The sequence below is a fragment of the Oceanimonas smirnovii ATCC BAA-899 genome, from assembly GCF_000381965.1.
In the GTDB taxonomy this organism is placed as follows: domain Bacteria; phylum Pseudomonadota; class Gammaproteobacteria; order Enterobacterales; family Aeromonadaceae; genus Oceanimonas; species Oceanimonas smirnovii.
Map to the genome: position 1 here is coordinate 257,585 of NZ_KB908454.1, position 19,181 is coordinate 276,765.

Sequence of the window (19,181 nt, forward strand, 5' to 3'; positions counted from 1 at the left end):
GCGACAGGCTTTCAGCTCAGCGTTACATCATCCAGAAGCCGGCGGCCAGCAGGGCAGCGAGCGTGATGGCACCGCCAATCAGGGCGTAGGGCAGCTGGGTCATGGCGTGATCCATGGTGTCGCAACCGGCCCCCTGAGCCGAGAGCACGGTGGAGTCACTGAAAAAGCAGGCGTGGCTGCCAAAGGCCGAGGCCGACAGCAGGGCGCCCACCACCAGCGGCATGGGCACGTTCATGGCCTGGCCCAGAGGCACGACGATGGGCAGCGAAATCACAAACACGCCCCAGCTTGATGCCGTGCTGAATACCACCGCTGCCATCACCAGAAACACGATGGCAGGCAGCAGCGCCGGTGTGATCAGCGGTGTGACCGTATCGATGATGTAGCGGGTCATGCCCAGCTGATCATTCACTTCTTTCAGAATAAAACCGGCACAGACGGTGGCCAGCGGATACAGCATGACCTTGAAGCCGTCCAGGGTGGCATCCACCTGCTGCTGAAACGACAGCAGCCGCTGTACCGAATACAGCACCATGGTAACGCCCAGTGCCACCAGTACGCCTTTGAGCAGATCAATGTCGTAATACACGCTCGCCAGCACCAGCACCACCATGGGCAGCAGAAAGTTGGTCAGTCCCAGCCAGCCGGGCACGGCGTTGGCGGGCTCGGCGGTGACTTCATCGTGCCAGCCTTCCGGCACCGGCTGGCCGGCTCTGGCCCGGGCTTCGGCCTTTTTCATGGCACCCAGATCCGGCAGTTTGCGTGCTGCCACCAGCGCCACTACCGCCAGCGCGGCCCAGCCGTACAGCATGTAAGGAATGCTGGCGACATAGAGCGACATGCCCTTGCCGCCTTCTGCTGCGCCCGAGTCTTCCAGCAGCGAGGCAAAAAACACCGCCCAGGTAGAGACCGGCACCAGAATGCAGATGGGCGCGGCGGTGGAGTCGACTATGTAGGCCAGTTTTTCCCGGGAGATATTAAAGCTGTCGGTAATGCGCTTCATGGAGGACGACACCGCCAGCGAGTTGAGGTAGTCGTCAATAAACACCACCAGCCCCAGGCCCACTGTGCCGGCCATGGCGCTTTTCGGGGTTTTGATAATGCGGGTCATGACAGCACCAAAGCTGTGCACGCCGCCGCCCCGGGCCAGCAGGTTAATCAGGCCGCCCATCATGCCGCAGACCAGAATAAGCCAGGCGATGGTTTCATCCATCATCACCGCCAGGGTCACGTCTGCCAGCGGACTGATCAAATCGCCCGGGTTGATCAGCAAGAGCCCCAGCAGGCTGCCTGCCAGCAAAGACTCCACGGTTTTACGGGTGATGACCGCCATGGTGATCACCAGGGCGGCAGGCAACAAGCTGAGCGCGCCATAGTCACTGCCTTGTTCATGGGTAAAGCCCAGCCAGGCAAAGACCATGGCAGCAAGGCTGGCCACCGCCAGGCCACGCCAGAGTGGTGGCCATTTTACACTGGGGGTCATTGCAAGGGTGTCGGGATGTTCCATCATCATTTTCCTTCTGGTCGTGAGGTCGGCACCTTGGGGCGCTCTTCAGATATGTTCCGGCATCAGGCGTTTTTCAGCATCCATTCCAGCTCTATGTCGGTGATGCGCTTTTCAAATTCCAGCTGCTCGTCGTTTTTGCAGATACGGTATACCTCGATAAAGTCTTTCCCCAGGTAGTGCTTGAGCGGGGTCTTGCCTTCCAGCCTGGCCAGGGCACTGCTCTGGCGGGTGGGAAGAGGCAGGCCTTGCTGCTCCAGACCGTTACCCACCACAGGGGCCGGCAGCGGCAGCTCCGGGTTATCCAGCCCGTGCAGCAGACCGGCCAGTATGGTGGCCACCACCAGATAAGGGTTGGCATCGGCACCGGGCACCCGGTATTCAATGCGGCGGGCCTCGTCGTCGCCGGCGGGAATACGCAGGGCCACGGTGCGGTTGTTGTGACCCCATGAGGCCTGCACCGGCACATACATACCCGGCTGAAAACGACGGAAGGCGTTCACGTTGGGGGCCAGCAGCGCCATGCTGTCGGGCATTAAATCGAGCATGCCTGCCAGTGAGCGCTTGAGCAGCGTAGTGTCTTCGCCCTGATCATCGGAAAACAGGTTCACCCCCTGCTCATCGGTCACGCTGATGTGCACATGCAGGCCGCTGCCGGCGTGCTCTTCATAGGGCTTGGCCATAAAGGTGGCGTCCATTTCATATTGCTCCGCCACCAGCTTAATCAGCCGTTTTAATGCCAGTGCCTGATCGCAGGCGGCCAGCACATCACTGCCGTGATGCATATTGATCTCGAACTGGCCCGGCGCGGCCTCGGCCACGGCCCCGTCGGCAGGCAGCTTCTGCCGCTCGGCAATGGTGTCTATGTCGGCAAGAATGTCGGCAAAGTTATTAAGGTTATCGACCGAATATACCTGGCTGTAGGTGTCGCGCTTTTGGGTGAGGGGGGAGCGGGGAGGCTGCAGCCGGCCCTGTTCGTCTCTGTCTCTGTCTACCAGATAAAACTCCAGCTCCAGCGCAATGACCGGCGTCAGGCCCCGGGCTTTGACTTCCTGCCAGACCCGGTTAAGCACATTGCGCGGCTCCAGCGCAAAAGGCTGCTCGTCTTCATCCACCATGGTCAGCAGCAGCTGGGCTACGCTGTCGGAGTCGGCGGCTGAGGGCACCAGGGTGCCGGCAATGGGGTAGCAGGGCAGATCCGGCTCGCCGATGTCCTGCCCGACGCCGGTTTCTTCCACTACGTTGCCGCGAAAGTCCATGGCAAACATGGACGCGGGGAAAAAACAGCCGTTTTCCAGCTTGTCGAGGGCAGTTACCGGCAGCCGCTTGCCGCGAAAGATACCGTTAAGATCGGTGAGTAATACGTCCACATACTGAGTGTCGGGATAGCGGGCAAGATAAGCGGCTACCTCCTGTTCAAAGGGGGTTAAGGCCGGCTCGCCGGCAGAAGGAAGGGCTGTAACCGTTGTGTTTGCTTGCATGATTTCACCACCATGTGACCGTTAAATATAATTTACGATGATAACTTAGGATTGTTTAATTTGTTTTGCAAGTGTTAAAAATTATTGTGGTTTCAAAACGGTGATGCTAGGGTTTTGACTATATTTTTTACGGTTTCCTCGTCTAAGAGGCGAAGTGTTCAAAATTTAGAGCGGGTGGATGCTTATGTCGACGGTTTATATATTTAACAAGCCTTGGGTGGGCGTGATCCTTTGCCAGCAGCAGCTGGGGCCTCATCCGGGGTTAACGGTGCAGCAGAAATACCTGGATGCCATTGTGGCTGCCGGTGCTGTGCCTGTGCCTCTGGTGCACCAGCTGGGTGCAGACGAGCAAAGCCTTGATGCCATGCTGGCGCGCCTTGACGGCATTTTGCTGACCGGCAGCTACAGCAATATGGAGCCGCATCATTACGGTGAAACCGGCGAAGAAGCGCACACCGACAAAGGCCGTGACAGGCTCAGCCTGCAGCTGATTGCCGCGGCACAGACCATGAAAATGCCACTGTTTGGCATTTGTCGCGGTTTTCAGGAAATGGTGGTGGCCAGTGGCGGCAGCCTGCACCGTCGGTTGCATGAAACCGGTCTGTTTGCCGAGCACCGTGAGAACAAGGAATTACCGCTGGAGCAACAATATGCGCCGGCCCACAGCATTACTCCGGTGGCGGGTGGTGTGCTGGCCCGGCTGGCCGGTGACGCTGAGCTTAACGTGAACTCGCTGCACATGCAGGGTGCCAAAAGCACAGGGCCCGGTGTGCAGGTGGAAGCCACCGCACCCGACGGTCTGGTAGAAGCCATCAGCCTTGTGAATCATCCTTTTGCGCTGGGGGTGCAGTGGCACCCCGAGTGGCAAAGCCGGGAAAACCCGCTGTCTCGCGCGCTGTTTGACGGCTTTGTGGCGGCCTGCCATGACTATGCCGGGCAAAGGAGCCGGGGGTGAGCCGCGGACAGGAGCTGGCGCCGGGCAGCCGGCTGGCCAGCATTCGCCGGCAGCTGGGGCTGAGCCAGCGCCGGGTGGCGGAGTTATCGGGCCTGACGCATGGTGCCATTTGCACCATAGAGCAGGATAAGGTGAGTCCGGCGGTGAGCAGCCTGCAAAAACTGCTCAAGGTATATGACATGTCGCTGTCAGCGTTTTTTGCCGAGCAGCAACCCGCTGTCCGCAACAAGGTAGTGATTAACGAAAGCGAGCTGGTGGAGATTGGCAGCCGCGGCGTGTCGTTCAAACTGGTGCACAACGGCAACCCCAGGCGCACATTAGGGTTTTTAATTGAATGCTATGCCCCGGGCACCAGTACCGGCGGCCATATTAAACACACGGGAGAAGAAGTGGGCACTGTGCTGGAAGGCGACATTGAGCTGACGGTGGACGGTGAGTGCTACCAGCTGAGCGCCGGTCAGAGTTATGTAATAGACACTGGCCTGCCCCATACCTTTACCAATTCATCGAGCCGGGAATGCCGCATTATCAGTGCGCATACGCCGGCCAACCTGTAATGCAAAGCGGAGACACATGATGGAATTCAGAACTCAGGCCCACTGGCAGGCCGAAGCACACCAGCTGAAACCTGAAACCCGGCTGTTTATTGAAGGTGACTATCGCGAGGCCGTGGCCGGCGAGCGCTTTGCGAGCATTAATCCCGCCACCAATGCCACCCTGGCAGAGGTGAGCCGTGCCAGAGACGCCGATGTGAACATGGCGGTAGTGGCCGCCAGGGCCAGCTTTGAGGCGGGGGTGTGGTCACAACAACCGCCTGCTGCACGCAAGGCGGTGCTGCTGAAGCTGGCGAGCCTGATGGAGCAACACAGTGAAGAGCTGGCACTGCTGGAAACCCTGGACACCGGCAAGCCCATTCGCCACAGCCTGCGGGATGATATTCCCGGTGCGGTGCGCTGCATACGCTGGTATGCGGAAGCGGTGGACAAGATCTACGGCGAAATTGCGCCCACCGGCCCCGATGCGCTGGCGCTGGTCAGCCGTGAGCCCATTGGCGTGGTGGCGGCCATCGTGCCCTGGAACTTTCCGCTGCTGCTGGCCTGCTGGAAGCTGGGGCCGGCGCTGGCAGCGGGCAACTCGGTGATTTTAAAACCTTCCGAGAAGTCACCGCTGTCGGCCATTCGCCTGGCGGCACTGGCTAAAGAAGCAGGCCTGCCCGATGGCGTGCTTAATGTGCTGCCCGGTTTTGGCCATGAGGCGGGCAAGGCGCTGGCGCTGCACGAGGACGTGGACTGCCTGACCTTTACCGGCTCCACCGGCGTGGGGCGGTTGCTGCTGGAATATGCCGGCCGCTCCAACATGAAACGGGTGTGGCTGGAAGCCGGCGGCAAGAGTGCCAACATTGTGTTTGCCGACTGCCCGGATCTGGCCAAAGCGGCCCGGGCTTCTGCCGCCGGCATTTTCTACAACCAGGGGCAGGTGTGCATTGCCGGCACCCGGCTGCTGGTAGAAAGCAGCATCAAGGACGCCTTTATGGCGGAGCTGAAAAAAGCCGCCGAAGCGTTCAAGCCCAAGGATCCGCTGGATCCGTCTTCCACCATGGGCACCCTGATCGACAGCGATCATCACGGCAGCGTGTGCCGCTATATTGCCGAAGGCCTGAAAGACGGCGCTGTGCTGGGCCTGGATGGCCGGGATCAGGCGGGCAATTTTATCGGGCCGACTGTGCTGGAGCAGGTGAACCCTCATATGACGGTGTCGCGGGAAGAAATTTTCGGCCCCGTGCTGGCCGTTACTGCCTTTGAGCATGAAAGCGAAGCCGTGCGTCTGGCCAATGACAGCCAGTATGGTCTGGGCGCCGGGCTGTGGACCTCGGATTTGCGCCGGGCGCACCGGCTGGCACGGCAGCTGAAAGCCGGCTCCGTGTTTATTAATAACTATAACGACGGTGACATGACGGTGCCCTTTGGCGGCGTGAAGCAAAGCGGCAACGGCCGCGACAAGTCGCTGCATGCCTTTGATAAGTTTACCGAACTCAAAACCACCTGGCTGGCACTGGATTAAGGGAGAACAGAACCATGGAGCACGTTAACAGCTATTACGCGGCCACTGCCAACGAGCATGCGCCCTGGCCGCAACTGACCGAGAACATTCAGTGCGATGTATGTGTGGTGGGCGGCGGCTATACCGGCCTGTCTACTGCCTTGTTTCTGTGTGAAGCCGGCTTTGATGTGGTGCTGCTGGAAGCCGGTCGTATCGGCTTTGGTGCCAGTGGCCGCAACGGCGGTCAGCTGGTGAACTCCTACAGCCGGGACATAGACGTGATTGAATCCCGCTATGGCCACGATACCGCGCGCATGCTGGGCAGCATGATGTTTGAAGGCGGCGATATTATTCGCGAACGCATTCAGCAGTACGATATTCAGTGCGACTTTAAACCCGGCGGTATTTTTGCGGCGCTGAACAGCCGCCAGTTGCATGAACTGGAAAGCCAGAAGGGCAACTGGGAGCGATATGGCCATGACGGCCTGGAGCTGCTGGATGCTGAGCGTATTACTCAGGAAATTGACAGCAAGAACTATGTGGGCGGTTTGCTGGATCACAGAGGCGGGCATATTCATCCGCTGAATCTGGCGCTGGGCGAGGCAGAAGCCATTCGCAAACTGGGCGGACGCATTTTTGAGCAGTCGGCGGTCACCGGGCTCAAATACGGTGATCCGGCCCTGGCCACAACCGATAAGGGCAGCGTCAGTGCAAAATTTATGGTGCTGGCGGGCAATGCCTATCTTGGCAACCTGGAGCCAAAGCTCTCGGCCAAAGCCATGCCCTGCGGCACTCAGATTGTAACCACTGAGCCGCTGAGCGACGAGCAGGCGCACAGCCTGATTGCCAATCAGTATTGCGTGGAAGACTGTAACTATCTGCTGGATTATTACCGGGTAACCGGCGACAACCGGCTGCTGTATGGCGGTGGTGTGGTCTACGGTGCCCGGGATCCGGACGACATTGACCGGCTGGTGCTGCCCAAACTGCTGAAGACCTTTCCGCAGCTGGAAGGCATTAAGGTGGATTATCGCTGGACCGGCAACTTTTTGCTGACCCTGTCGCGTCTGCCCCAATTTGGCCGGCTGGAGCCCAATGTGTATTACATGCAGGGTTACAGCGGCCACGGGGTAACCTGCACTCACCTGGCGGGGCGGTTATTGTCGGAAGTGCTGAAAGGCCAGGCTGAGCGTTTTGACGCCTTTGCCGGCCTGCCGCATCTGCCATTTTTTGGCGGCCGCCGTTTTCAGGTGCCGTTCAGCGCCATGGGCGCGGTTTACTACAGCCTGCGGGACAAGCTCGGGGTTTGACCCCTGCGGGGAGCTGGAAGCCGAAAGCCGAAAGCTGGAAGTTGTTCAAAAAAAGCGGTGATTGCAGGCGCGGGGTTGTGTCTGCAATCGTTTTGTTTTTCTTACCGCTTCAAGCTGATCGCTTACAGCTCTCCCGAAGGGAGCAGCTGATCCGTCCGTGCCGCCATAATAAAGTCGTTGCGGTGCAGCCCATGAATGGCATGAGTCCACCAGGTCACGGTGACCTTGCCCCATTCCAGCAAAATGGCCGGGTGATGAAACTCGCTCTCGGCCAGTTCTGCCACTTTATCCGCAAAGGCCCAGGCCTGTTTGAAGTTCTTGAAGGTAAACTCCCGCTCCAGCTGCAGCACACCGTTTCGGGACTGAGGTGTCCAGTCGGGGATCTGCGTCATCAGTCCGGCCAGCTCGGCATCGCTGACTCTGGGCGCATCGGCGCGGCAGGCCTCGCATTCTTGTTGGGCCAGTTGGCTCATGGTGTCTCCTTAAATGGCGGTTTTCTTGGGTGGAAAAGCAGGTGCAAACAGCCCCAGCTGCTGTGCCTTGTGCACTTCGGCCATAATGTCCATATCGGCAATGGCAAACAGCTGATCCAGATTGTCCAGCACATAATAAATGGGCTGCATAATGTCGATGCGATAGGGGGTGCGCAGCACATCCAGCAGGTTAAAGGGGCGAAACTCCGGCTTGCCCGACTCAAAAGCGTATTGAGTCTCACCGGGTGATGACAGTATGCCTCCGCCGTAAATGCGCCGGCCCCGGGGTGTGTTCAGCAGGCCAAACTCCACGGTAAACCAGTACAGCCGCGCCAGAAACCCCCGCTCTTTGGGGCTGGCTTTTTCGCCAAGCCTGCCATAGGTATGAGTAAAGCGGGCAAAGGCCGGATGGGTGAGCATGGCGCAGTGGCCAAACAGCTCATGAAAAATATCCGGCTCCTGTAAATAATCCAGATGTTCCCGCCGGCGAATAAAGGTGGCCACCGGAAACTGCCGGCCGGCCAGCAGCTCAAAAAAGCGATCAAAGGAAATAAGCGCCGGCACCCGGGCCACTTGCCAGCCGGTGGCAGGCTGCAGCACCCGGTTAATGTCTGCCAATTGTGGAATGTGGTCTTTTGGCAAATCTAACCGTTCAAGCCCTGTCAGATATTCGTTACAGGCCGTTTGCTGCACACAATCCAGCTGGCGGGTGATAAGCGTGCGCCAGATGGCGTTTTCTTCCTCCGGATAATGAATATGGCCGTCAGGCCCGGGTGTGCGGGCCACGTAGGTGGAGGCGTTCATTCAGCCTTGCCCTTTGTCAGTGATAATGCCTTTACTGTAGAGACAGCGGCCATGAGTGAAAAGGGCAGGGCGGCACTGTGACGTTACAGGGGTGTCAGTTTTTGTTTACGGAGGGCGGCTGCACGCCAAATACCTGAGACAGATAAGCCAGATAACCGGCGTCTTCACACATGGCCTTGCCAGGGCTGTCGGACAGTTTGGCTACTGCCTGGCCGTTACAGCGGGTCATTTTAATCACCATGCTGAGCGGCGGCGTGCTGGTCACGTCATTGGTCAGGTGGGTGCCAATACCAAAGGCCGGCCGGCACTGTCCGGCAAAGCGCTGATACAGCTCCAGTGCCTTGCTGACCGTGAGTGAGTCACTGTAGACCAGCCGCTTGCCGTTGGGGTCGATTTTCAGCTTGCGGTAGTGGGCCAGGGCTTTTTCGGTCCAGATAACCGGATCGCCCGAGTCGTGGCGCAGGCCGTCGAACAGCTTGGCGTAGTAGAGATCAAAGTCCTGCAAAAACGCATCCATGCCCACCACATCGGTCAGGGCAATGCCCAGCCGGCCGCGATATTCACTCACCCAGGCGTCGAGTGCTGCTTTCTGGCTGTCTATCAGGCGCGGGCCCAGCGCCTGAAAGGCCTGCAAAAATTCATGGGCCATGGTGCCCATGGGCGGGCGGTCAATCAGCCGTGACAGCGCCAGGTTGCTGGTGCCGGAAAACTGTGTGGGCAGACCGGCGGCCAGGGTTTGCACCACTTCTTGTTGCCATCTGGCAGAAAAGCGCCGGCGGGTGCCAAAGTCGGAAAAGCGAAAGCCCTCTGCCGGTGCCAGCAGGTCCATTTTTTGTTGCGTGCGCGCCCGTGCCTGCTCCCAGTCGGGCTGAGGATAATGATGGCGGCAATACACCTCGCTGATAATGGCCAGCAGCGGCACTTCAAACAGAATGGTGTGCAGCCAGGGGCCGCGAATGCTGAGTTCCAGCCGGCCGTTAACGCATTCAAGGTGCACAAAGCGCCGGTCGAGCCGGAACAGCCGTAAAAAGTGAATAAAGTCGGGTTTGATATAATCGAGACCGGCCAGATAATTCAGCTCGTCATCGCTGAGCTGCAGTGTGCATAAGTGGTCAATTTCCCGGCTGATGTCGTTAAAGCAGGCTGAAAAGTCCACATTTGGGGTGCGGCAGCGAAACCGGTATTCCACTTCGGCGGCCGGATGCTGATGCAGCACCGCCTGCATCATGGTGTATTTATAGAGGTCGGTGTCGAGCAGTGTGGTGATCACGGGCTCAGTCATGGGCCTGCTCCAGCTCGCCGGCATGCTGCACAAAGTGCGCGCCCAGCTGAATCATCTCGGCAATGGCCCTCTCCGTTGTGTCATCGGCCACGCCCCGGGTGGCGGCACGGTTTATAATGACAGTAAAGCCGGCGGCCAGCAGCTGCCTGACAGTGTGAAACACACAATAATCGGTGGCCAGGCCGCCAATGATGACGGTGCTGATGCGGTTGCCGTGCAAGTATTCAATCAGGCCGGTGCTTTGGCGCTCTGCCATGTCGTGATAGCAGGCACCGTAGGGGTGCATGTCGGGCTCCACGCCTTTCCATACAAAAAAGTCATAATCGGCCGGGTGGGGCAGGCCGTCGAGCAGCTCAAAGCCTCGGGTGCCGGGCACGGCGTGCAGGGGCCAGCGAATATCGACGTTGTCACCTTCCACCGGACTGAACGCGGGCTTGTCATCACTGGCTACCCAGACGGCTTGCGGTGAGTGAGCGTCTTTGGAGCCCAGGCGCAGGCCGGCAAAGGCGGCCTGGCGGTTAAGCTCTTCGGCAATGGTATCGCCACCGGCTACCGGCAGCTCTTCGGGGCAGGCGGGAGTGAAAGTATACTGGGCATCTACGTCCAGACTGGCTACCCTGTGTTTGGCGGGCAATTTCATCAAGGCCGTCTCCTGTTTGTTATGTGTGGCAAAGGGCACTGCATAGCACTGTTTTTTAATATTGTTTTGATTGAGTCTAATGTTAATTTGGTTCAGTATCGCCCCCATTCGGGGTGTTCTCCCCTCATTAAGCCAAAGGTGACCGTAATGAGCCAGCTCCACCAGACAGAATATCAGCGTTTTATCGATCAGGTTAAAGCCGACAATGTGATGTGGGGGCTTCGCTTCGGAGACGAGTGGGTGGTGTGTGACTCCACCGAGTTTGAGGATACCGAAGTGATGCCGGTGTGGTCTACCAAAGCTGAGGCTCAGGCCCAGTGCGTGGATGAGTGGGCCCAGTATGAGCCGTTTGAGATCACGCTGGCCGAGTTTCTGGAAATTTGGGTGGAAGACCTGTCGGAAGACGGCGTGCGCATTGGCCCCAACTGGAACGAAGAGCTTGATGGTATCGAGCTGGATGTGCTGGAAATGGTGAAAGAATTCGCCTGACGGCTGCTAAGTCGGGAAAAGAATCGATTTCACGACACGCTTCAAGCACTTCCATGTGACGCTCGGCAAATGCCATCCATGGCATTTGATCGGTCGTGAAACCGGCTCCTTTCCCCTCCTTGTTCAGGCATCGGCGTTGTCTGTTTATGCTTTTATAGCTGGTCGCTTACGGCTGTTTTTTCAGCGTCCAGTTCAGCTGCTGCCAGCCTCGCTCGGCGGCGATGGCGTTCAGCGCCTCGTTACCGTTGACTACAGCGGCTTCATCTACGTGCTCCAGCAGCGGTAAATCGTTGCTGGAGTCGCTGTAGCCGTAGCAAAAGTCCGGCTCAACATTGTGATCCCGCAGCCAGTGACCCAGGCGCACTACCTTTCCTTGCTGAAAACTGAAAACACCTTCCGGCCGGCCGCTGTAGCGGCCGTTCACGACTTCCACCTGCACACCAATGGCGTCTTCCACTCCCAGATAATGCGCGATGGGCCTGACCAGGTGCTCGCCGGTGGCGGAAATGATCAGGCAGCGGTGCCCCTGAGCCTTGTGCCACGCCAGCCGCTGCCGCGCCTCGGGGTAGACAATGGGGGCAATATGGTGAGTGATAAATTCCGCTGCCAGCCGGCTGATCTCTGCCGTAGTACGGCCTTCCAGCGGTGCCAGGGTTAATGCCACATAGGCCGGCATATCCAGGGTGCCGGCATAGTAGTCCTGCATCATGCGGCGGTCTTGCGCCAGCAGGGCGTTGCTTACCAGGCCGCGCCCGGCCAGAAAATTTAGCCACAAAGTGGCAGAATCACCGGCAATCAGGGTTTCATCCAGATCAAAAATGGCCAGGTTCATCAGGCAACCTCTTTCAGTTCATTCCTTGGTAACAGCAGCTCCACGGGCGTGCCGGCGGCCAGCAGCGAGGCCGGGCCCCGGTTAAGGGTATCCACCTCCAGGGTGGCGTGGGCCAGCCGCATGCGGTAGCGGATCACGTTGCCCAGCAGCTGGTGGTGCTCCACTTGGGCCGGCAACGGAGCGGTCATGGCCGGACCATAGTCGCGGCCCGGCTCGCGAATGTAAATGGTCTCGGGGCGAATGGCCAGCCGGCCGCGAATGCGCAGGCCGAACAGGGCGGCGGCCTGCTCCGGTTCGAGCAGGTTGTAGCTGCCCATAAAGCTCGCCACAAAGTCATTGGCGGGGCGCGTGTAAACGCCCTCGGCGGTGCCGGCCTGCACTATGCTGCCCTGGTTCATCACAAAGATGCGATCCGACAGGGTCAGGGCTTCTTCCTGATCGTGGGTCACGAATACCGTGGTCAGTTCAAGCTGTTGCTGAATGCGCCGGATCTGCTCGCGCAGCCGCTTGCGAATGGGGGCGTCCAGCGCCGACAGCGGCTCGTCCAGCAGCAGAATACGCGGCTGCACCACCAATGCCCGGGCCAGGGCCACCCGCTGGCGCTGGCCACCGGACAGCTGGCTGGGATAGTGCTTTTCCCGGCCTTGCAGGCCCACCAGCTCCACGGCTTCCGCCACCCGGCGGTTCAGCTCGGCCCTGTTCAGCTTTTGCATACTCAGGCCAAAGGCGATGTTGCCGGCCACCGTCAGATTGGGAAACAGGGCATAGCTCTGAAACACCATGCCGATGCCCCGCTTCTGGGGCTTGAGATGGGTGATGTCTTCACCGGCCACCCGAATATGGCCGTGGTCCGGGCTGACCAGACCGGCCAGGCTGCGCAGCAGGGTCGACTTGCCACAGCCCGAGGGACCGAGCAGGGTGACCAGCTCGCCCCGGCGAATATCGAAGTGAATGTCGCTGAACACGCGAGTGTCGCCAAAGGATTTGGCGAGATGGGCAACTTCCAGATAGAACATCAGGCGCTCCGGGATTGCAGGCGCAGCGCCACCCAGGTGGCGAGGCCGATAAACAGGAAATAGGACATCACCATGGCACTGGTGAAGTGGCCGCTGGTGGTGCGCTGGCTGTACAGGTAGACCTGCAGGGTTTCAAAGCGGGTGCCCACCAGCAGGTTGGCAAACACGAACTCCCCGAACAGAAAGGAAAACGCCAGAAACAGGGCGCTGAGCAGGCCGTTGCGCAGGTTGGGCAGCACCACGCGCAAAAAGGCGCGGGTGGTGCCGGCACCCAGCAGGTGGGCGGCGTCCATCAGGTCGGGCAGGTTAACCGCCTCCAGGTTGTTGGCCAGGGCCCGGTACATAAAGGGCAGGCTCAGGGTGAAGTAGCACAGCACCAGGATCCAGGGCGTGCCCACCAGGGGCAGCGGGCCGCCGGCATACAGTTGCAGCAGGCCCACCGACGACACCACCGGCGGCACCGCAAAGGGCAGCAGCACCAGCAGGTTCATCAGCCCTTTGAGTTTGGGAAAGTAGTAAAACACCACAAATAGCGCCGGCAATATCAGCACCAGGCTGAGCGCAAGCGCCGCCAGGCACACCAGCAGCGAGCGGCCAAAGGCGGCCAGAAAGCGCTGGTCGGTCCACAGTTTGGCATACCACTCGGTGCTGAACCCCTGCGGCAGAATGTGGGCGCCCCAGCTCTCGGCCAGGGAATAGGCCAGGGTAATGACGATGGGGGCGGCCAGAAGAGTGACCAGGGTCCAGACCGTGAGGCGCGCGGACAGCGGGGGCTTAGACATGACGACTCCGGGCAACAAGCCACTGGTTAACGGCGGTGACCAGCACCAGCAGGGCCATCAGCAGCAGCGACAGCGCCGCCGCCAGCTGGGGCTCGAGGAAGATGTCTCCCGCCACCAGGCCGGCAATTTGAATGGTCACCAGGTTGTAGTTGCTGGTCATCAGCGCATAGGTGCTGGCGTAGGCGCCGAGGGCATTGGCCAGCAGTATGATAAAGGTGCCGAGCAGGGCCGGACTCAGCACCGGCAGCACCACCCGCAGCCAGTAGCGTATCGGGCCGGCCCCCAGCAGAGCGGCGGCGTCGCGCCAGTCGTCGCGCACGGCGTCAAAGGCCGGGTACAGCAACAGCACCGCCAGCGGCACCTGAAAGTAGGTGTAGAGCACCAGCAGGCCGCCACGGGAATAGAGATTGAACTGCTCGGCCAGCCCCAGCTGCTGCAGTAACAGGGTCAGGGCGCCGTTCATGCCCAGTAGCACGATAAAGGCAAAGGCCAGGGGCACGCCGGAAAAGTTGCTGGCCATGGTGGTAAAGGCCACCACGGCGTTTTGCAGCCGGCCCGGCACCCGCCGCAGTGCCGCCGTTCCCAGAGTGGCAATGGCCAGGCCCGCCAGGCTGGACCAGAACGCCAGATCCAGGCTGTTGGTAAAGGACTGGTGATACCAGGGAGAGCCGAGGATCTCGCGAAAGTGGGCCAGGCTCCAGTCGCCGCCCGCCTGAAAGGCGTTAATGGCGACCCAGGCAATGGGCGCCAGCTGAAACAGGGTAAACACCAGGCCAAAGGGCAGCAGCAACAGCAGCGGCAGCCGGCGCCGCCAGGCCGAAGGGCGGGCGGCCGAGAAGCTGCCGGTGTTCACGGGAGCCGCGGTGTGTGAGGGCCGGTCGGTGGTCAGGGCAAGATCGGTCATATCAGCAGCTCCCGGCACTGGGGTTTGTGGTGATCCAGGCCGAGCAGGCTGGCCAGGGTGCCGCACAGCTCGGTCTGGCGCGGGTGGGCGTGGCGGTCGTGACTGAATGCCGAGCCCAGCACAAACAGCGGCACTTCCCGCTCTTCCGGCAGGGCACCGCTGTGGCTGCGATCCCGGTTCATGCCGTGATCACTGGTGATCATCAGCTGATAGCCTTGCTGCAGCCAGCGCGGCACATAATCGGCCAGCAACAGATCGAAGTGGCGGGCGCTGTTGCGGTACTGGGAGGAGTCCAGGCCGAACTGGTGGCCGGCATGGTCCACGTTCATCGGGTGGATCAGCAGCAGATCCGGATCCGCGCCTTGGCGCAGCCACTCGGCGTCGAGCAGCAGGTGGCTGTCGGGGTAGTCGTCCTGGTGGTAGAAAATGCCGTGCTGAATGGGCAGCTGTGGGTCCTGGGTAAAGCGATCCCGCAGCGGATCGTAGGGCGCGCGGTTGTACAGCTCGCTCATCCAGTGGTAGGCCGCCGCCGCCGTGGTGAGGCCGGCGCGCTGAGCCAGGTGAAACAGGCTGGTTTCGTTGCTCAAACGCACCACGCCGTTGTGCACCACGTCGTGATCCACCGGCCGGGTGCCGGTGAGAATGGTTTCATACAAGGGGCGTGACAGCGCCGGCAGCTCGCACTGCAGCTTGTAGCCGGTGGCGCGCCCCGCTTCGGTCATGGCCAGCAGGTAGCCCAGGCTGTGCCGGGCTACCTCGTGGGCCAAACCGTCAATGATGATCAGTATGACCTTGTGCATGCTTACCTCTGCTGGTGCACCAGCACTTCGGTCTGCCACTGGCGCGGCAGGCGCTTGGTGCTTTGCTCCCAGGTGCCGAAGTCGGCAATGGGGCGGGCATTGGCGTACATCTCGTTGGGCAGCAGCCTGGCCTGCACGTCGTCGGGCAGGGTGACGTTACTGCGAATGGGGCGGGCATAGCCCCGGGCCAGGTTGATCTGGCCCGCGTCGCTCAGAATGTACTCCCGCGCCAGCTTGGCGGCGTTGGGGTGCTTGGCGTACTTGTTGATGATGGTGGCATAGCCGGAGATCAGGGAGCCGTCCGACGGGATCACCACGGTAAAGCGATCCCGGTCGATTTGATCCCGGTAGTTGAGGGCGTTGAAGTCCCACAGCACCGCCATTTCAATTTCACCTTTTTCCAGGTTGGCGATATTGGTGTCCACCGGCGACAGCCGGCCCTGGCGGGCCAGATCCGCAAACAGATCCAGCGCCGGGCTCAGGTCGGACTCGTCTCCGCCCAGGGCAAAGGCGGCGGCCAGAATGGCGCTGTTGGCCTGAGCGGCCACGCCCACATCCCCCACTGTGACCTGATAGTCGCCGTCGCGCAGATCTGCCCAGGAGGTAGGCACCTTTTTTACCAGCTCGTTGTTGACGATAAAGGCGATGGTGCCGGTATAGCCCAGCATCCAGTGGCCGTCTGCATCCTTGGCCCAGTCGGGGATCTCGTTCCAGGTGGACGGCTTGTAGGGCTGAGTGACGCCCTGCTGCACGGCGATGGGGGCAAAGGCGGCGCCCACGTCACCGATGTCGGCGGTGGCATCCTCTTTTTCGGCGGCGAACTTGGCGATTTCCTGGGCCGAGCTCATGTCGGTGTCCTGATGTTTCAGGCCGTACTGGCTACCCAGATCCCGCCAGGTATCCTTCCAGTTGGCCCAGCTGTCGGGCATGCCGACGCTGTTGACCTGGCCTTCGGCCCGGGCCCTGGCTTCCAGCTCGCTGAGATCGGCGGCCTGGGCGGTGGTGCCCAAGGCCAGGGTAAGCAGACTTGCGGTGAACAGCTGTTTCATGAGCGTGATGTCCTTGTGTTTAAAACAAAATGCGCGCCCATGGTAGGGGGGCTTTATGACATTCAGGCGGCAGTTTTAAGATGATTTTGTGGCGAGGAATGCTCAGAAACTGCCCAGAGTGAGTCCGCTATGTTAGGATGATTCATCATCTCCTTCAGGGCTCACGGAATGCGTAAAGTAACCATAAGCATGACCTTGCTATTGCTTTTGGGATGGCTTTTCCGTGATCTGCCGCTTTCTTACGGTGCCGGCACCATTCATGTTGATTTTCCCCGTGTGCATCAGTTGATGGAAGCACGCTACGGGCGTGCAGATATTTCCCGCGAATGGGAGAGCATGCTGAATGACATCAGCGCTTTACCCGAGCAGGAGCGGTTAAGCCGGGTAAACCGCTTTTTTCACCGTCATCTGCGCTATCAGCTGGATCAGGACTTATGGGGGCAGGAAGATTATTGGGCCACGCCGGTAGAAACCCTGGGTCGTGGCCTGGGTGATTGTGAAGATTACGCCATTGCGCAGTATCTGAGTTTACGTATGGCGGGGATCAGCGACGATCGCCTGCGCCTTATTTATGTCCGGGCAAAAATTGGCGGGCCTCGCAGCTCTATTTCGCAAGCGCATATGGTGCTGGGTTATTATGCGACTCCTTCTTCCGATCCGCTGCTGCTGGACAGTTTAACTTCCAATATTCTGGCCGGCTCTCAGCGTACCGATTTAACGCCGGTTTTTAGTTTTAACAGTGAAGGCTTGTGGACACCGGGCGCAGCTTCATCAGCCGCCAATCCGGTGGCGCGGTTATCGCGCTGGCGACAAGTGCTGGAAAAAATTCGACAAGAAGGAGTGAGCTGGTGAAGTACACAGTATTTGTTTATGGCCGCAGGGAGAAAGTGCTATGTCGCTGAATAAACAATTGTGGTTGGCGATCCTGGTACTGATGTTATTGGCTTTTATCAGCAGCTTTACTATCAGCACCATGAGTGCCCGTAATTATTATCAGGAACAGCTGCAGCAGAAGAATATTGATAATGCCAATTCACTGGCACTGACATTATCTCAGGTGGAAAAAGATGATGTTACCGTGGAATTATTGGTATCGGCCCAGTTTGATACCGGCCACTATCGTCGTATTGAGCTGATAGCGCCATCCGGTGAGGTGCGGCAGCAGAAGGTGTCGGCATCAGCGGCACAGCAGCATACTGTGCCGGCCTGGTTTGAGAAGATGGCAGCCTTGTCTGTGCCGGCCGGCGTTGCTCAGGTACAGGATGGCTGGCATCAATACGGCACCTTGTATGTTGAAAGCCAGACTCAGGTGGCTTATGCCGCCTTGTGGCAGACCACGCTGCGGCTGACCGCATGGCTGATGCTGGTTGCGGTGTTATGTGGTGTGCTGGGCAGCTGGTTGTTAAAACGAATAACCCGGCCGCTGGAAGATGTTGTGAAACAGGCAGAAGCCATTGGCGGACGCCGCTTTATTACCTCCAACGAGCCCAGAACCCTGGAGTTTGGCCGTTTGGTGCGAGCCATGAACCTGTTGTCGGGCCGGGTGCGTGACATGCTGGAAAATGAGTCTCGCCGGCTTGAGGCATTACGTTATCAACACCAGCATGATGCGGTAACCGGGCTGGCCAACCGGGAAACCATTAACAGCCAGCTTGATGCGCTGCTGAGTGAAGATGACGGCCATCATGGCATGATTCTGGTGCGTATTGCTGATCTCGCCGGTATTAACCGCATGCTGGGGCACGGGCAGACAAATGCGCTGCTGGCTGAGCTGGCAGGCATATTACAGCGCTGGCCGGAGCAGGAGCGCGCCTTGTTTGCCGGCATGAATGCTGGCAGGCTGAATGGCAGTGATTTTTTGTTATTACTGACAGACACTGACGCCTTGCCGGCGTTGAGTGCCGCGCTTGATCAGCGTTTGCGGGAATGGAGCCAGGGGGTGGCTGACGTGCAGCCTGTGTTGCCTCAGGGAGCCTGTTATTTCACCGCCGGTGAAAGCCGGGGAGACGTCATGAGCCGGATAGACAGTATGCTGGCCGTGGCGGAGCAAGGAGGCGCGACAGGCACAGCCGTAATGGAAACGGTATCGTCGCGTCATCACTGGAGTGAAGGTGAGTGGCGTGAGCTGCTGAATAACGTGACCACGGCCCATGCGGTTGTTTCCGCACGCTTTCCGGTATTAACGCTGGCTGATAATGACTGTTTGCATGAAGAGGCCATGATGCGTGTGCACTGGCAGGGCAGCACCTGGCGGGCCGGTGATATTACGCCCTGGGCCCGTCGCCTGGGCCGGCTTGCAGAGCTTGATCTGGCCATGGTGGAGCACGTTATTGACGGGCTGAAACATAATGAGCAAAAACCAGTGGCAGTGAATGTATCTGTAGATACATTACGCGATGCGGCAGGCCGGCAGCGTCTGGTTAGCTTGCTGAGCAATGCCGGTGGCTTTGCGCCTTTGCTCTGGCTGGAGTTTGCTGAGCGACATGTGATTGCCGAGCTGGAATTATTTCGTGCGTTTTGTACTGAAGTGAAAGCAACAGGGTGTCATCTTGGTATAGAACGAGCCGGGCGGGATTTTGCAAAAATTGCGCATCTGGAAGAGCTTGGGCTGGATTATCTTAAGGTTGATGGCTCTTTGCTGGCCGGGCTTGAAGAGAATGAAGGCAACCAGGGGTTCTTGCGTGGTTTTTGCAGTCTGGGGCACAGCATTGGGTTGTGCATGATTGCAGACGGTGTGCAGGATGCACAGCAGCGTGATTTGCTGCGGGCTCTTGGGTTTGATGCTGCCGGCGGGCCTGGGATCCGGCCGCTGTGATATAA

At 59.4% G+C, this 19,181-nt stretch carries 19 protein-coding genes; 7 read left to right on the forward strand and 12 right to left on the reverse strand.

Going from position 1 to position 19,181, the window contains the following annotated elements; all coding sequences use genetic code 11:
• Window positions 1-22 precede the first annotated feature (22 nt).
• Both G364_RS0101180 and G364_RS0101185 read right to left on the reverse strand, forming a co-directional pair.
• Complete coding sequence (locus G364_RS0101180; RefSeq protein WP_051089243.1) at window positions 23-1,513, reverse strand: Na+/H+ antiporter NhaC family protein; 1,491 nt, start codon at window positions 1,511-1,513, stop codon at window positions 23-25.
• 56 nt (window positions 1,514-1,569) lie between these two features.
• A complete protein-coding gene (locus G364_RS0101185) occupies window positions 1,570-2,985 on the reverse strand; it encodes a glutamine synthetase family protein (protein ID WP_019933314.1) in 1,416 nt (471 codons plus the stop codon).
• A gap of 184 nt (window positions 2,986-3,169) precedes the next feature.
• Here G364_RS0101185 and puuD point away from each other — a divergent pair, with 184 nt between their 5' ends.
• Genes puuD through G364_RS0101205 form a run of 4 tightly spaced genes read left to right on the forward strand, consistent with a single transcriptional unit; the run spans window position 3,170 to window position 7,290 of the window.
• Window positions 3,170-3,940 (forward strand): gamma-glutamyl-gamma-aminobutyrate hydrolase, encoded by a 771-nt coding sequence (puuD, locus tag G364_RS0101190; protein WP_019933315.1) that lies wholly within the window; start codon window positions 3,170-3,172, stop codon window positions 3,938-3,940.
• Window positions 3,937-4,497 carry an HTH-type transcriptional regulator PuuR gene (gene puuR, locus G364_RS0101195; RefSeq protein WP_019933316.1) on the forward strand — a complete coding sequence of 187 codons (561 nt, stop codon included), beginning with the start codon at window positions 3,937-3,939 and terminating at the stop codon, window positions 4,495-4,497. The genes puuD and puuR overlap by 4 nt, the downstream gene beginning before the upstream one ends.
• 19 nt (window positions 4,498-4,516) lie before the next feature.
• Window positions 4,517-6,001, forward strand: a complete 1,485-nt coding sequence (gene puuC / locus G364_RS0101200) for an aldehyde dehydrogenase PuuC (RefSeq protein WP_026344593.1) — start codon at window positions 4,517-4,519, stop codon at window positions 5,999-6,001.
• 14 nt (window positions 6,002-6,015) lie between these two features.
• Window positions 6,016-7,290 carry an NAD(P)/FAD-dependent oxidoreductase gene (locus G364_RS0101205; RefSeq protein WP_019933318.1) on the forward strand — a complete coding sequence of 425 codons (1,275 nt, stop codon included), beginning with the start codon at window positions 6,016-6,018 and terminating at the stop codon, window positions 7,288-7,290.
• A 122-nt stretch (window positions 7,291-7,412) separates the two neighbouring features.
• Here G364_RS0101205 and G364_RS0101210 read toward each other — a convergent pair whose 3' ends face one another.
• The 4 genes from G364_RS0101210 to G364_RS0101225 form a co-directional block, all read right to left on the reverse strand.
• Window positions 7,413-7,763: a 4a-hydroxytetrahydrobiopterin dehydratase gene (locus tag G364_RS0101210; protein ID WP_019933319.1), complete on the reverse strand. Its 351-nt coding sequence runs from the start codon at window positions 7,761-7,763 to the stop codon at window positions 7,413-7,415.
• Window positions 7,764-7,772: 9 nt separating this feature from the next.
• On the reverse strand, window positions 7,773-8,567 hold the full coding sequence (gene phhA / locus G364_RS0101215; RefSeq protein WP_019933320.1) for a phenylalanine 4-monooxygenase: 795 nt from the start codon (window positions 8,565-8,567) through the stop codon (window positions 7,773-7,775).
• A 94-nt stretch (window positions 8,568-8,661) separates the two neighbouring features.
• Complete coding sequence (gene pncB, locus G364_RS0101220; RefSeq protein ID WP_019933321.1) at window positions 8,662-9,849, reverse strand: nicotinate phosphoribosyltransferase; 1,188 nt, start codon at window positions 9,847-9,849, stop codon at window positions 8,662-8,664.
• Window positions 9,842-10,489: an isochorismatase family protein gene (locus G364_RS0101225; RefSeq protein WP_026344594.1), complete on the reverse strand. Its 648-nt coding sequence runs from the start codon at window positions 10,487-10,489 to the stop codon at window positions 9,842-9,844. Before G364_RS0101225 ends, pncB begins: the two co-directional genes overlap by 8 nt.
• Window positions 10,490-10,636: 147 nt before the next feature.
• Between G364_RS0101225 and G364_RS0101230 the strand changes: the two genes are divergently transcribed.
• The gene (locus G364_RS0101230) at window positions 10,637-10,978 is read left to right on the forward strand and encodes a DUF2750 domain-containing protein (protein ID WP_019933323.1); all 342 of its coding nucleotides are present in this window, start codon (window positions 10,637-10,639) and stop codon (window positions 10,976-10,978) included.
• A 166-nt stretch (window positions 10,979-11,144) separates the two neighbouring features.
• Here the strand turns inward: G364_RS0101230 and G364_RS0101235 are convergent, their stop codons facing one another.
• Genes G364_RS0101235 through G364_RS0101260 form a run of 6 tightly spaced genes read right to left on the reverse strand, consistent with a single transcriptional unit; the run spans window position 11,145 to window position 16,361 of the window.
• Window positions 11,145-11,810, reverse strand: a complete 666-nt coding sequence (locus G364_RS0101235; RefSeq protein WP_019933324.1) for an HAD family hydrolase — start codon at window positions 11,808-11,810, stop codon at window positions 11,145-11,147.
• Window positions 11,810-12,826 carry an ABC transporter ATP-binding protein gene (locus G364_RS0101240; RefSeq protein ID WP_019933325.1) on the reverse strand — a complete coding sequence of 339 codons (1,017 nt, stop codon included), beginning with the start codon at window positions 12,824-12,826 and terminating at the stop codon, window positions 11,810-11,812. Before G364_RS0101240 ends, G364_RS0101235 begins: the two co-directional genes overlap by 1 nt.
• Complete coding sequence (locus G364_RS0101245; RefSeq protein WP_019933326.1) at window positions 12,826-13,608, reverse strand: ABC transporter permease; 783 nt, start codon at window positions 13,606-13,608, stop codon at window positions 12,826-12,828. The genes G364_RS0101240 and G364_RS0101245 overlap by 1 nt, the downstream gene beginning before the upstream one ends.
• Complete coding sequence (locus tag G364_RS0101250) at window positions 13,601-14,512, reverse strand: ABC transporter permease (RefSeq protein ID WP_019933327.1); 912 nt, start codon at window positions 14,510-14,512, stop codon at window positions 13,601-13,603. The genes G364_RS0101245 and G364_RS0101250 overlap by 8 nt, the downstream gene beginning before the upstream one ends.
• Window positions 14,509-15,312, reverse strand: a complete 804-nt coding sequence (locus G364_RS0101255) for an alkaline phosphatase family protein (protein WP_019933328.1) — start codon at window positions 15,310-15,312, stop codon at window positions 14,509-14,511. Before G364_RS0101255 ends, G364_RS0101250 begins: the two co-directional genes overlap by 4 nt.
• 2 nt (window positions 15,313-15,314) lie before the next feature.
• Complete coding sequence (locus G364_RS0101260) at window positions 15,315-16,361, reverse strand: ABC transporter substrate-binding protein (protein ID WP_019933329.1); 1,047 nt, start codon at window positions 16,359-16,361, stop codon at window positions 15,315-15,317.
• Window positions 16,362-16,529: 168 nt separating this feature from the next.
• Here G364_RS0101260 and G364_RS0101265 point away from each other — a divergent pair, with 168 nt between their 5' ends.
• Together G364_RS0101265 and G364_RS0101270 are read left to right on the forward strand one after the other, a co-directional pair.
• Window positions 16,530-17,213 (forward strand): transglutaminase-like cysteine peptidase, encoded by a 684-nt coding sequence (locus tag G364_RS0101265; RefSeq protein WP_019933330.1) that lies wholly within the window; start codon window positions 16,530-16,532, stop codon window positions 17,211-17,213.
• 40 nt (window positions 17,214-17,253) lie between these two features.
• Window positions 17,254-19,176 (forward strand): bifunctional diguanylate cyclase/phosphodiesterase, encoded by a 1,923-nt coding sequence (locus G364_RS0101270; protein WP_019933331.1) that lies wholly within the window; start codon window positions 17,254-17,256, stop codon window positions 19,174-19,176.
• Window positions 19,177-19,181: the final 5 nt, after the last annotated feature.

What these genes read in the sequence shown, in the direction of transcription:
- G364_RS0101230 (WP_019933323.1), top strand. Translation starts at nt 10,637, where the DNA reads ATGAGCCAGCTCCACCAGACAGAATATCAGCGTTTTATCGATCAGGTT.
- G364_RS0101260 (WP_019933329.1), bottom strand. Translation starts at nt 16,361, where the DNA reads ATGAAACAGCTGTTCACCGCAAGTCTGCTTACCCTGGCCTTGGGCACC.
- G364_RS0101205 (WP_019933318.1), top strand. Translation starts at nt 6,016, where the DNA reads ATGGAGCACGTTAACAGCTATTACGCGGCCACTGCCAACGAGCATGCG.
- G364_RS0101225 (WP_026344594.1), bottom strand. Translation starts at nt 10,489, where the DNA reads ATGAAATTGCCCGCCAAACACAGGGTAGCCAGTCTGGACGTAGATGCC.
- G364_RS0101185 (WP_019933314.1), bottom strand. Translation starts at nt 2,985, where the DNA reads ATGCAAGCAAACACAACGGTTACAGCCCTTCCTTCTGCCGGCGAGCCG.
- G364_RS0101250 (WP_019933327.1), bottom strand. Translation starts at nt 14,512, where the DNA reads ATGACCGATCTTGCCCTGACCACCGACCGGCCCTCACACACCGCGGCT.
- G364_RS0101245 (WP_019933326.1), bottom strand. Translation starts at nt 13,608, where the DNA reads ATGTCTAAGCCCCCGCTGTCCGCGCGCCTCACGGTCTGGACCCTGGTC.
- G364_RS0101270 (WP_019933331.1), top strand. Translation starts at nt 17,254, where the DNA reads ATGTCGCTGAATAAACAATTGTGGTTGGCGATCCTGGTACTGATGTTA.
- G364_RS0101240 (WP_019933325.1), bottom strand. Translation starts at nt 12,826, where the DNA reads ATGTTCTATCTGGAAGTTGCCCATCTCGCCAAATCCTTTGGCGACACT.
- pncB (WP_019933321.1), bottom strand. Translation starts at nt 9,849, where the DNA reads ATGACTGAGCCCGTGATCACCACACTGCTCGACACCGACCTCTATAAA.
- puuD (WP_019933315.1), top strand. Translation starts at nt 3,170, where the DNA reads ATGTCGACGGTTTATATATTTAACAAGCCTTGGGTGGGCGTGATCCTT.
- G364_RS0101180 (WP_051089243.1), bottom strand. Translation starts at nt 1,513, where the DNA reads ATGATGATGGAACATCCCGACACCCTTGCAATGACCCCCAGTGTAAAA.
- G364_RS0101255 (WP_019933328.1), bottom strand. Translation starts at nt 15,312, where the DNA reads ATGCACAAGGTCATACTGATCATCATTGACGGTTTGGCCCACGAGGTA.
- G364_RS0101265 (WP_019933330.1), top strand. Translation starts at nt 16,530, where the DNA reads ATGCGTAAAGTAACCATAAGCATGACCTTGCTATTGCTTTTGGGATGG.
- G364_RS0101210 (WP_019933319.1), bottom strand. Translation starts at nt 7,763, where the DNA reads ATGAGCCAACTGGCCCAACAAGAATGCGAGGCCTGCCGCGCCGATGCG.
- phhA (WP_019933320.1), bottom strand. Translation starts at nt 8,567, where the DNA reads ATGAACGCCTCCACCTACGTGGCCCGCACACCCGGGCCTGACGGCCAT.
- puuC (WP_026344593.1), top strand. Translation starts at nt 4,517, where the DNA reads ATGGAATTCAGAACTCAGGCCCACTGGCAGGCCGAAGCACACCAGCTG.
- G364_RS0101235 (WP_019933324.1), bottom strand. Translation starts at nt 11,810, where the DNA reads ATGAACCTGGCCATTTTTGATCTGGATGAAACCCTGATTGCCGGTGAT.